Raw genomic sequence first — 11,681 nt, 5'->3', positions numbered from 1 at the left:
TCCAATGGGAGACAGCCATGTCGTTTGGCGATGTGTGCCTGTTCCTTGCGGCGCTGTTCGGCTTCGGCACCCTTGTCCTCAAGGTTGTCGAAGTGGCACGTCGCGAATAGGCCAACGGGCGGGGGGCGCGTTGCCGCGCGTCCCCCAAACGATTGAACCCCCGCCATTGCCGTGGCGGGGGTTCATCCAATGGCAGAGCCATGTCGTTTGGCGATGCCGTATATAATCGATCTCGCTTCCCCACGCAACCGACCGCCCTTTCCCGGTTGACCCGCCACCGTCCTGCCGGTAGGCGCGCCACCGCATCACTGGCATCCCCGCCGCGCCGAGTCCTGTCGAAGGGCGCGCCGGGTTCCTCCGGCAGGGGGACGAGGCATATCATGGCGAACGTGGCGGTCATCGGCGCGCAATGGGGCGACGAGGGCAAGGGCAAGATCGTCGACTGGCTGGCCGAGCGCGCCGACATGGTCGTGCGCTTCCAGGGCGGGCACAATGCCGGGCATACGCTGGTGGTCGGCGAGAATGTCTACAAGCTTTCGCTGCTTCCCTCCGGCATCGTGCGCGGTACGCCCTCGGTGATCGGCAACGGTGTGGTCCTCGATCCCTGGGCGCTGAAGGCCGAGATCGAGCGGCTGGGCGCACAGGGCGTGGTCGCCACGCCCGAGACGCTGCGCATCGCCGACAATTGCGCGCTGATCCTGCCGCTCCACCGCGATCTCGACGCGCTGCGCGAGGATGCGAGCGGCGCCGGCAAGATCGGCACCACGCGCCGCGGCATCGGCCCGGCCTATGAGGACAAGGTCGGCCGCCGCGCGATCCGCGTCTGCGACCTGGCGCATCTCGACGCACTGGGACCGCAGCTCGACCGGCTGCTCGCGCATCATGACGCGCTGCGCGCCGGTTTCGGCACCGATCCGATCGACCGCGAGGCGCTGATCGCCGAGTTGCGCGCGATCGCCGGCTTCGTCCTGCCCTTCGCCAAGCCGGTGTGGCGCGACCTGAACGAAGCGCGCGCGGCCGGGCGGCGCATCCTGTTCGAGGGTGCGCAGGGCGTGCTGCTCGACGTCGATCACGGCACCTATCCCTTCGTCACCTCGTCCAACACCATCGCCGGCACGGCGGCGGGCGGTTCGGGTCTCGGGCCGGGCGCGGTCGGCTTCGTGCTCGGGATCGCCAAGGCCTATACGACCCGGGTCGGCTCCGGCCCCTTCCCCACCGAGCTCGAGGACGACACCGGCGAGCGGCTGGGCGTGCGCGGGCATGAGTTCGGCACCGTCACCGGGCGCAAACGCCGCTGCGGCTGGTTCGACGCCGTGCTGGTCCGCCAGTCGGCGGCGGTCAGCGGCATCACCGGAATCGCGCTGACCAAGCTCGACGTGCTCGACGGGTTCGAGGAGGTCCGCATCTGCACCGGCTATCGCCTGCGCGGCGAGACGCTGGACTATTTTCCCTCGCATGCCGCCGACCAGGCCGCGGTCGAGCCGGTCTACGAGACGATGGAGGGCTGGAGCCAGTCGACGGCCGGCGCGCGCAGCTGGGCGGACCTGCCGGCCCAGGCGATCAAATATATCCGCCGGGTCGAGGAGCTGATCCGCTGCCCGGTCGCGCTGGTATCGACCAGTCCGGAACGCGAGGACACGATCCTCGTCCGCGACCCCTTCGCGGACTGACGCCGCTATTTCGGCGGTGCGTCGCTGGCGCTGGTCGGTTCGCCGGCCGGCGGCGCGGCGTCGGCGCGGCGCGAGTTCGCACTGTCGGGCACCGGATCGCCCGGAGGTGCCGCAGGCGGATCGACTTGGTCGGCTGCGGGCGTGGCCGTCGCCGTGGGTGAGGGTGATGGGGTCGGCGAGGGGCGCGGGGACTGGGCGACAGCTATCGTCGATAGGGTCAGCGCGCCGACAAGAAGCGGAATACGCATCGGATCGCCTCCTGATGCAAGACGGGCCGCCCTTTCGGGCGGCCCGGATCTGAGATCAGCCGCGCGGCGGGGTGGTGGAGCCCGTCGTCGGCGTCGCACCGCTGCCGACGGCATTGCCGGTCGCCGTCGTGGTGCTGCCGGTCATGCCGGCATTGGCACCGTCATAGGTGCCCGCCGAACCCGCGCCCATCGGCGTCGTCGTGCCCATCTGGCCCGTCGTGCCCGTGCCCGCGCTGGTGCCGGACTCGACCCCGGTACCCGTCGTGGTGCCGGTGCCGCCCGTCGTGGTCGAGCCGCGGCGGGTCGACCGGCCCCGCGTGGTCGAGCGGGTGCTGGTCGTGGTGCCGGTACCGACGCTCGTGCCGGTCTGACCGCTCATCGTCGTGCCGGTCTGGCCCATCGTGCTGTCGGTGCCAACGCCGGTGCCCATCGTACCGCCGACGCCCACGCCGGTGCCGCCGACCGATCCGGTCCCGGTGCCACCCACGCCAACGCCGGCGCCGGTGCCGGTCTGGGCCAGAGCGGCCGCGGGCAGCATCATCGCTGCGATCATCATCATCGGACGCATGACATTCTCTCCTGCTGGAAGTGCGGGCTAGAACGGTCACGCGAAGGCGGGCGTTCCGTTAGTTAACCATAATCATCCCATTTGGGCCCGGTGCAACAACGCCTGGTCGGCCAGCACCAGCGCCATCATCGCCTCGACTACCGGCACCCCGCGAATGCCCACGCAGGGGTCATGCCGGCCGCGGGTGGCGATCTCCGTTGCCGCACCGTCGCGGGTGATCGTCTCGACCGGCGTCAGGATCGAGCTGGTCGGCTTGAACGCCGCGCGCACGCGGATCGGCTGGCCCGTAGCGATCCCGCCCGCGATCCCGCCGGCATGGTTGGCGAGGAAGCGCGGCCCCGCTGCATCGGTGCCGCCCGGCCGCATCGCGTCGGCGTTCGCCTCGCCCGACAGCGCGGCCGCGGCGAAGCCGTCGCCGATCTCGACGCCCTTCACCGCGTTGATCGACATGATCGCGGCGGCCAGCTCGCTGTCGAGCTTGGCGTAGAGCGGCGCGCCCCAGCCCGCCGGCACGCCGGTCGCCTCGCACGTCACCACCGCGCCGAGCGACGAGCCAGCCTTTCGCGCGGCGTCGACCAGTACCTCCCAGCGCGCCGCCGCGGCCCGGTCGGGGCAGAAGAACGGGTTCTCGTCGATGGCCGCGTCGTCGAACGCCGCCGGATCGACGGCGTCGCCGCCGATCGCCTCTACCCAGGCGCGGATGCGCACCTGCGGGATCACCTTGCGCGCGACGGCCCCCGCCGCGACCCGCGCCGCGGTCTCGCGCGCCGACGAGCGCCCGCCGCCGCGATAGTCGCGAAAGCCGTATTTGGCGTCATAGGCGTAATCGGCATGGCCCGGCCGATAGGCGAGCGCGACCTCGCCATAGTCCTTCGACCGCTGATCCACATTCTCGATCATCAGGCTGATCGGTGTGCCGGTCGTCCGCCCCTCGAACACGCCGGACAGGATCCGCACCTCGTCGGGCTCCCGCCGCTGGGTGGTGAAGCGGCTGGTTCCCGGCCGACGCCGGTCGAGCCAGGGCTGGATGTCCGCTTCGGACAGCGACAGTCCGGCCGGGCAGCCATCGACCACCGCGCCCAGCGCCGGCCCATGCGACTCGCCCCAGGTCGTGAAGCGGAAGACGCGCCCGAAGGTGTTGTAGCTCATCGCCGGTCGCCCGGCGCGAAGGGGAGAGGCTGGACCATGGGCTCGCCCATGGCAGATCGGCGGCGGTTAGAACATAGCCGGGCGTCAGCGCACCGGCCGCAACCGCGAAGCGAGCGCGATCCCCGCCGCCAGCTGCAACAGGCCATAGGCGCGGCGACGGCCGGGGTGGCCGGCGAAGGGACGGACCAGGGCGTCCACGGTAGTGACCCGCGACCGCCACAGATCGACGTGCCGCTCCGGCTGCAGCAGCCCGAGCAGGCCATCGCCGATCATGAACACGCTCGCCATCTCGGCCGTGCGGCGGATCGCGAGTTTACGGGTGGTGCTGTGCATGCTGGCCTCCGAGTATGGATCGTCAACGTATCGACACCCGCAAACGCCCCATCGCCCTGTCCGCTGGCGTCGGGCGGTCAGGCCGGCTCGGGCCGCTCGTACCGCCGTGCCGCGACGTGCAGTCGGTCCGGGCAGCGGAAGAGCCACGCCGTCCATCGCGTCGCCGTCGCCCGGTGCACGGCCAGGCTGCCTGCGACCGAAAGCGCCGCGATCAGCGGCAGCAGTAGATAGGCCTCTGCCCCGGCCCGGGTCGGGAAGACGTAGCGCGTCAGCATGATGATGAAGAACATGTGCAGCAGATAGACGGGCAGGGTGTTGCGTCCGATCCAGCAGAGCCATGGCGCATCCCGTCCCGCGAACAGGGCCCGGCCGATATTGAGCGCGACGACGCAGCCGGCGATGCGCACGGCAAGCCCCATCAGCCTCAGGTCGGTCGATCGGCTGGCGGCGAAGTGCAGGGCGAGGATGACGCAGAAGGCGGCGATCGCCATCAGCAGCAGCCGCGTCGAGACAGGCGTGCCGAGCATCGCGCGGAGGCGGTCGGCATAGAGCGCGCCCGCGAAGTAGAAGACGCTGAAGCGCAGGATGTTGTTCTGTGACGGATGGATCTCGATCAGCCCCAGGCAGGACACGAAGCTGATCAGGCCGGCAGCGACGAGAACGCGCCGCCGATCGCGACCGCGGATGAGCGGTGTCAGGATGGTGTAGATGCACAGGACCCAGATGAACCACAAATGGGTCGACGGATGCAGCGCCTCGCGCGCGAGTTCGAGTGGCAGAAAGCTTGCCGGCGAAATCTCGACGTTGATGATCAGCCCGAGGTGTAGCGCCAGGGCAAGCGGCAGCCAGATCGCGCAGAGCCAGGCGAGGCTGATCGCGCGATTGAGCGCCCGCAACGGCTCGCGCACCAGTGACGCGCACACGAAGCCGCTCAGCAGGAAGAGCGTCGGCATGCGAAGCGCGGTCAAGACCGCGCCCATGGCCCGATAGGGCGCCGGTACCGCCATCAAGCCGAAGCCGCAGCTATGGTCGAATACGACCAGCAGCAGCGCGCAGCCGCGCAGGGCGTCGATGATTTCGATCCGCGGTGTCGATCGCCGATCGACCGACCGCGTCGAATAGTCCGTCCCGTCGCCGGCGATGTGCGTCAATCCCGATCTCGCTGAAAGTACCGATCCGGCCAAGATCAAGAGGTAATGCCGGATATGTGAGTAATCGGCGACTTCAGCAGGACAATCCGGAGTTAACGCCAAAATGGCGCGGACGGCGCGCCTTTGTCTCCACTACGGACACAGTAAGACTTGTCGTCGCGGCGGAGGGTCGGCCTCTCCTGTCCGCGCAACTATCCTTTACGGCTCGATGTTCGGCACGGGTGGATCGATGATCGTTTGCGCCGGACGGGCCAGCCTTGTGGCCGGCCGCCGCCGGTCACGGATGGGCGGCAGTCCGTGGTCCGGGGAGCGGGCCGCAAGGGCCACGCCGATTCCGTGTGCCGCGATCCTGCGCAATGGTGGTGATTGGATGCCCGACGTGGATTCGAACCACGATTGACGGAGTCAGAGTCCGTAGTCTTGCCGTTAGACGATCGGGCAACAGGTCGGCGCGTCTAGGCGCGCGGCGGCGCAGGGTCAAGTCCGTTTGCGCCGCTATCGCCGCAGCGGTGAAAAGCCCTGTGCGCCAGCCCGCTTGTCGACGGCGACGGGGCTCGCTACGTTGACGGCAAGCACCGGCGCGGCAGGCGATCCTTCGGGTCGCTTCGTCCGCGTGACGGGATAACACGAACGAAAGACAAGAAGCACGGCTATGGGGGATCGATCCACCCGACAGCCGTACCGGCAGGACCGTCCTGCCCGTCCGGCGCCGACCCGGCCGCCCCGCGGCCGCTGGTCCGATGCGCGAGCCTATGCGGCGCTCGACCTCGGCACCAACAATTGCCGGCTGCTGATCGCGCGTCCCCAGGGCGGCGGGTTCGCCGTCATCGACGCCTTTTCCCGGATCGTCCGGCTGGGCGAGGGGCTCGGCGCGAGCGGGCGGCTCTCCGACGCCGCGATCGACCGGACGCTGGCGGCGCTGCGCGTCTGCGCGGACAAGCTGAAGCGCCGCAACGTGGTCCTGTCGCGCGCGGTCGCGACCGAGGCATGCCGCCGCGCCGCCAACGGGGCAGAGTTCATCGCGCGCGCGCACCGGGAGACCGGCATCCGGCTCGACATCATCTCGGCCGAGGAAGAGGCGCGGCTGGCGGTACTCGGCTGCCATGCGCTGATTGAGCCGGGCGCGGACCCGGCGCTGGTCTTCGACATCGGCGGCGGCTCGACCGAGCTGGTGCTGGTCGACACGGGCGGGGAGGAGCCGCGCGTCCTCGACTGGCATTCGGCGCCCTGGGGCGTGGTGTCGCTGACCGAGAGCGTCGCCGGGCTGATCGGCGATGGCCGCGACCCCGTGCGGCGTACCGATGCCTATGCGCAGATGTGCCGCACGGTCGCGGCGGCGATCGCGCCCTTCGCCGCGCGGCTGCCGACCGTGGCGCGGCCGCGGCTGCTCGGCACTAGCGGCACGGTGACGACGCTGGGCAGCGTGCATCTCGGTCTCGATCATTATGATCGCGCCGCGGTGGACGGCATGATCGCCCCGGCCGAGGCGATGCGCGCCATCTGCCGGGGCCTGTCCGGCCAGTCCGTGGCCGAACGGGCGACGGTCGCTTGCATCGGCCCCGAGCGCGCCGATCTGGTCGTTGCGGGCTGCGCGATCCTGGAGACAATCATGGACATTTGGCCGGCCGAGCGGCTCGGCATCGCCGATCGCGGCATCCGCGAGGGCATATTGCGCTGCCTGATGGGGGAGCGGCGGCCATGAGGAACGCGGGTATGGAGTGTCAGGCATGAGTCGCGGCGGTGGCCTGCGCCAGCGGGTGAAGACGGCGCGGGGACGCACCGCGGCCTCCACGCGTTGGCTCGAGCGGCAGCTCAACGATCCCTATGTCCGCCGCGCCAAGGCCGACGGCTATCGCAGCCGGGCCGCCTACAAGCTGCTCGAACTGGACGAGCGCTTCGCCCTGCTGAAGGGACGCAGGCGCGTGGTCGATCTGGGCATCGCGCCGGGCGGCTGGAGCCAGGTCGTGCGCCGCCGCTTGCCCCAGGCGGAGGTGGTCGGCATCGACCTGCTGCCGGTCGACCCGATCGACGGCGTTACCATCTTCCAGCTCGACTTCATGGCCGACGAGGCGCCCGAGCGGCTGACCGCGGCGCTGGGCGGCGCGCCCGATCTCGTCCTGTCGGACATGGCCGCCAATACCGTCGGCCATCCGCAGACCGACGCGCTGCGCACCATGGCGCTGGTCGAGGCCGCGCTCGCCTTCGCCTGCGACGTGCTGGCCCCCGGCGGGACCTTCGTCGCCAAGGTATTCGCCGGCGGTGCGGATTCGACGCTCGTGGCCGAGATGAAGCGCAATTTCGCCACGGTGAAGCACGCCAAGCCGCCCGCCAGCCGCAAGGGCTCGGTGGAATGGTTCGTGGTGGCGCAGGGCTTCAAGGGGCGGACGGAAGGGGCCTAGATCGGGTCGTATCCCACGGACGGCGCGGTTGCGTTAAAACATCTTCGCGCGCCTGTGACGCTTCCTGCCCCGCAAGACCGACCTCGACGCTAAACCCCACGCCTTGGTTCACCGGCTCAATGACTTGCCCGGGAAATGCCTCGACTGCCAAACCCCCGGGGAGGCGTTTCCACGAACCTTAAGCGCTCCACTTCAAACGCAAATCCATAACCGCGCCTTTGCCGAGACGACGGAAGACAGCAGGCTGTGCGCGTGTGTGAATGTCTCGCCCCTGCCGATTGTCTCTGCGGCTCGGCGGGAATATTGCGTTCCTAGCGAATGAAGGGGGGAGGGACACGGCGATAACGATTAGGTTAACGAGCCGCACCCTCCCCATCTTCGAACCTTGTGTGCCACCTCCCCCTGCGGGGAAGGATGACCAGGCTCAGGCAGTCCGCATCTTGACGATCTTGCCGGGCTCGCGCGGCGGTTCGCCCTTGGGCAGCGCGTCGATCAGGTCCATGCCGTCGGTCACCTCGCCCCACACGGTATATTGGCCGTCGAGGAAGCGGGCGTCGTCGAAGCAGATGAAGAACTGCGAGTTGGCGGAATTGGGATCCATCGTCCGCGCCATCGAGCAGGTGCCGCGGACATGCGGCTCCTTCGAGAATTCCTGTTTCAGGTTCGGCTTGTCCGAGCCATGCATGCCGGTGCCGGTCGGGTCGCCGCCCTGCGCCATGAAGCCGGGAATGACCCGGTGGAAGACGACGCCGTCATAGAAGCCCTCGTCCGCCAGCTCGGCGATGCGCTTCACATGTTCGGGCGCCAGGTCGGGGCGCAGGCGGATCGTCACATCGCCGCCATCCAGCGTCATGATCAGCGTCTCGGGGGTGTCGGCCATGGGTCTTCTCCGTGTTGTCGCGCCCGCAGATAGGGATAGCCGACGCCGCTGGCAAATCGCGGGCGGCCGGGATAGGACGCTGGCTCGCACCGGCAGGCAAGGGAGGCGGCAATGGGCGAAAGCGAGCTTCCCGAAGCGGATACCGAGCGCGACCTCGACGAGCTGGACGAGGACGACCGGCTGCGGCCCGAATTCGTCCGTGCGGTGCTCGATGCCGTCGAGGAGGGCGATGTCGACGCGGCGCGCGCGCTGGTCGAGCCGCTCCATCCCGCCGACATCGCCGACCTGTTCGAGCTGGTGCCGCACGAGCAGCGCGGCGCGCTGGCGCATGCGGTCAGCGACCTGCTCGACGCCGACGTCTTCGCGGAAATGAACGATTATGTCCGCGAGGACCTGATCGACGCGCTGACCCCGACCGAGGTCGCCGATCTCGCCGCGGAGCTCGATACCGACGACGCGGTCGCGATCATCGAGGACATGGAGCCCGAGGACCAGCGCGAGGTGTTGCGCGCGCTGGACCCCGACGATCGCGCCGCGATCGAGGAGGCGCTGTCCTATCCCGAGGAATCCGCCGGCCGCCTGATGCAGCGCGACCTGGTCGCGGTGCCCGAACATTGGACCGTCGGCGACGTCATCACCTATCTGCGCGGGCATGAGGAGCTGACCACCGATTTCTGGGAGGTGTTCGTGGTCGATCCCGGACACCGCCCGGTCGGGACCTGCGCGCTGTCGTGGATCCTGCGCACCCCGCGCTGGGTGCCGGTGGCCGATGTGATGGCGCGCGAGCAGACGCTGATCCCGGTCGACATGGACCAGGAGGAGGTGGCGCTCCGCTTCCAGAAATATGCGCTGATCTCCGCCGCGGTGGTCGACGGGGCGGGACGGCTGGTCGGGATGATCACCGTCGACGACGTCGTCCACATCATCCAGCAGGAGGCGGGCGAGGACGTGCTACGGCTGTCGGGCGCGGGCGAGGGCGACATCAACGAGCCGATCCGGCTGACGGTGCGCACGCGGCTGATGTGGCTGCTGATCAACCTGCCCACCGCGATGCTGGCGGCGACGGTGGTCGGGCTGTTCGACGAGCGGATCGCGCGCTTCGCGGTGCTGGCGCAGCTGATGGGGATCGTCAGCGGCATGGGCGGCAATGCCGGCACGCAGACGCTGGCGGTGGTCGTCCGCGCGCTGGCGACCAACCAGCTGACCAGCTCCAACACGATGCGGATGATCTGGCGGGAGCTGCGCATCGCCGCCAGCAACGGCAGCGCGCTGGGGCTGGTGGTGGGTGCGGGCTGCTATTTCTGGTCGGGCAACCCGGCGCTGGCGGTCGTGTTCGGGCTGGCCCTGCTGATCAACAATGTCGTGGCGGGACTGGCGGGCGTGTTCGTGCCGATCACGCTCGACCGGTTCGACGTGGATCCGGCCGTCTCCTCCTCCGTGTTCGTGACGATGTGCACCGACACGATGGGCTTCCTGTCGTTTCTGGGACTTGCGACGCTCTGGGGGCTCGGCGGCTAGCGCTTGCGGCCCCGCGGCGGCGGCCCATATCGGGCCGATGCTGCATCTGACCAAGGTCGCGTTCGGGATCACCAGCGTCGAGCATCTTGCCGAACGGCTGGCGACGCGTGCCGAGGCGGGAGAGCTGTTCCTCACCACCCGCTTCCTGCCCAAGCGGCACGAGGAGATCGCCGGCGCCGGCTCGCTCTACTGGATCTTCAAGCACCAGCTGATCGCGCGCTCGCCGATCGTCCGCTTCGGCGAGGCGGAGGGCGGCCGGGTGGCGATCCATCTCGGCCCCGACTTCCAGCTGGTCGAGGCGCGGCCGAAGCGTGCGCATCAGGGCTGGCGCTATCTGGAGGCGGGCGACGCGCCGGCCGATCTGGGGGGCGGCGCAAGCGGACTCGCCGCGATGCCGCCGTCGCTGGTGGGGAAGCTGGCGGAGCTGGCGTTGATCTGAGGGTTTGTTTCACGCAAAGGCGCGAAGGCGGTTGGTTCGCGCGACGGCGCTGAGGCCGCAGAGGATTTTTTCACGCGGAGACGCGGAGGCGCGGAGGTGTTGCGCGTACCGCGGCAGCAGCTCTTCATCTTGGGCGCAGGCGAAGATGAAGCGCCGCGCGCGGCGTGTGCCACGGCCCTCTCATTCCCTTCTTCTCCGCGCCTCCGCGCCTCCGCGCGAACCAACCTTCTTCGCGGCGCAGCGCCTTCGCGCGACCGAAGCACATTAGGCGAACATCACCCCTGGTCGCTCTTCACGAAGTCGCTGAACAGCCAGTCGTGGAAGATCCGCACCGGCCGCGCCTGCATGGCGCGGGGGCGGCAGACGAACCAGTGGCTGTAGGGGCTCTCCACCTCGATCTCCGGAAAGAGACGCACCAGCCGCGGGTCGTTGGCATGGTTGAAGTGGCTCGCATGCATGAAGGCGACGCCGAGGCCCTGTGCCGTCGCCTCCAGCATCAGCCCCCCGGCATCGAAATAGTCGACTGCGAGCGGCTTGATCGGGTCGACGCCCGCCGCGCTCGCCCAGGCGCTGATCGTGTCGGGCATTTCGCGGTGCAGCAGCGCGGTCTGGCCGGACAGCTGCTCCGGCCGGGTGATCGGCCGCGGACCTTCCTGCATCGCGCGCGAGCCGATGACATAGACCGAATTGGTGTCGATCCGCTTGGCGTAGAGCGAGGGCTCGATGTCGCGCGCGAGTGCGATCACCGCATCCAGCCCGTCGCCCAGCCGCGCGATGCCATGGCCCGCCGTGTCGATGTCGAGGTGCAGATCGGGATGGGCCCGCCGCAGGTCGCCGACCCGGGGGAAGAGCCGTTGCGCCGCGAACAGCGGCAGCACGCCGAGCCGCAGCCGCAGCAGCTCGCGCCCCGCGGTCATCGCCTCGACCGCATTGGACAGCTGGTCGAGGACCGGCGCGATCTCGGTCAGCAGCCGCTCGCCATCCTCGTTGAGGACCATCGCCTGATGCCGGCGGGCAAAGAGCGGCCGGCCGATAAAGCGTTCGAGCGACTGGACGCGCCGCGACAGCGCCGGTGCGGACAGCGCGAGTTCCTCGGCCGCGGCCTTGACCGAGCCGAGCCGCGCAACCTGGACGAACGCCTCGATGGCGCCCAATGGGGGAAGCCTTCGCATCTCTCCGGTCTCCGGTATCGTCCCGTTCTATAACGATTGCGGTTGATGCAATCTTAATCACTCTTTTCGCACTTGCAACATACCACGGTGCAGCGCAAAACGAACCTGCCTTTCAGGCATCCTCTCCTAAAAACTTCCAGGGCTGGTCCATTCG

11 protein-coding genes and 1 tRNA gene are annotated in these 11,681 nt (G+C 69.2%); 5 read left to right on the top strand and 7 right to left on the bottom strand.

All coding sequences use genetic code 11. The annotated features are described in order from the left end of the window. Positions 1 to 380 precede the first annotated feature (380 nt). Positions 381 to 1,670 (top strand): adenylosuccinate synthase, encoded by a 1,290-nt coding sequence (locus IEX18_RS09175; RefSeq protein ID WP_188658431.1) that lies wholly within the window; start codon positions 381 to 383, stop codon positions 1,668 to 1,670. Between the two features lie 303 nt (positions 1,671 to 1,973). On the opposite strand, the gene IEX18_RS09170 is transcribed toward IEX18_RS09175, so the two are convergent. From IEX18_RS09170 to IEX18_RS09150, 5 genes are all read right to left on the bottom strand, one after another. Further along, positions 1,974 to 2,486 carry a hypothetical protein gene (locus tag IEX18_RS09170; protein ID WP_188658429.1) on the bottom strand — a complete coding sequence of 171 codons (513 nt, stop codon included), beginning with the start codon at positions 2,484 to 2,486 and terminating at the stop codon, positions 1,974 to 1,976. 72 nt (positions 2,487 to 2,558) lie between these two features. Then, positions 2,559 to 3,635, bottom strand: coding sequence for a chorismate synthase (gene aroC, locus IEX18_RS09165; protein ID WP_188658427.1), 1,077 nt, complete (start codon positions 3,633 to 3,635; stop codon positions 2,559 to 2,561). An 84-nt stretch (positions 3,636 to 3,719) separates the two neighbouring features. Further along, a complete protein-coding gene (locus tag IEX18_RS09160; RefSeq protein WP_188658420.1) occupies positions 3,720 to 3,968 on the bottom strand; it encodes a hypothetical protein in 249 nt (82 codons plus the stop codon). A 77-nt stretch (positions 3,969 to 4,045) separates the two neighbouring features. Then, positions 4,046 to 5,119, bottom strand: a complete 1,074-nt coding sequence (locus tag IEX18_RS09155; protein ID WP_188658418.1) for an acyltransferase family protein — start codon at positions 5,117 to 5,119, stop codon at positions 4,046 to 4,048. A gap of 367 nt (positions 5,120 to 5,486) precedes the next feature. Then, positions 5,487 to 5,560 (bottom strand) — tRNA-Gln (locus tag IEX18_RS09150). Positions 5,561 to 5,771: 211 nt separating this feature from the next. Here IEX18_RS09150 and IEX18_RS09145 point away from each other — a divergent pair. Together IEX18_RS09145 and IEX18_RS09140 are read left to right on the top strand one after the other, a co-directional pair. Then, a complete protein-coding gene (locus tag IEX18_RS09145) occupies positions 5,772 to 6,821 on the top strand; it encodes a Ppx/GppA phosphatase family protein (RefSeq protein ID WP_188658416.1) in 1,050 nt (349 codons plus the stop codon). Positions 6,822 to 6,846: 25 nt separating this feature from the next. Then, complete coding sequence (locus tag IEX18_RS09140; protein WP_188658414.1) at positions 6,847 to 7,518, top strand: RlmE family RNA methyltransferase; 672 nt, start codon at positions 6,847 to 6,849, stop codon at positions 7,516 to 7,518. Positions 7,519 to 7,942: 424 nt separating this feature from the next. Here the strand turns inward: IEX18_RS09140 and IEX18_RS09135 are convergent, their stop codons facing one another. After that, complete coding sequence (locus IEX18_RS09135) at positions 7,943 to 8,398, bottom strand: peptidylprolyl isomerase (protein ID WP_188658413.1); 456 nt, start codon at positions 8,396 to 8,398, stop codon at positions 7,943 to 7,945. A 111-nt stretch (positions 8,399 to 8,509) separates the two neighbouring features. Here IEX18_RS09135 and mgtE point away from each other — a divergent pair, with 111 nt between their 5' ends. Next, the gene (gene mgtE / locus IEX18_RS09130; RefSeq protein ID WP_188658411.1) at positions 8,510 to 9,916 is read left to right on the top strand and encodes a magnesium transporter; all 1,407 of its coding nucleotides are present in this window, start codon (positions 8,510 to 8,512) and stop codon (positions 9,914 to 9,916) included. 37 nt (positions 9,917 to 9,953) lie between these two features. Continuing rightward, on the top strand, positions 9,954 to 10,355 hold the full coding sequence (locus IEX18_RS09125) for a DUF1489 family protein (protein ID WP_188658409.1): 402 nt from the start codon (positions 9,954 to 9,956) through the stop codon (positions 10,353 to 10,355). A 275-nt stretch (positions 10,356 to 10,630) separates the two neighbouring features. Here IEX18_RS09125 and IEX18_RS09120 read toward each other — a convergent pair whose 3' ends face one another. Continuing rightward, positions 10,631 to 11,527 carry a LysR substrate-binding domain-containing protein gene (locus IEX18_RS09120; RefSeq protein ID WP_188658407.1) on the bottom strand — a complete coding sequence of 299 codons (897 nt, stop codon included), beginning with the start codon at positions 11,525 to 11,527 and terminating at the stop codon, positions 10,631 to 10,633. Between the last annotated feature and the right edge of the window lie 154 nt (positions 11,528 to 11,681).

The organism is Sphingomonas metalli (genome assembly GCF_014641735.1).
Classification (GTDB): Bacteria; Pseudomonadota; Alphaproteobacteria; order Sphingomonadales; family Sphingomonadaceae; genus Sphingomonas; species Sphingomonas metalli.
The sequence above is the reverse complement of the archived record's forward strand: the minus strand, read 5'-3'. Positions and strand labels throughout refer to the sequence as shown.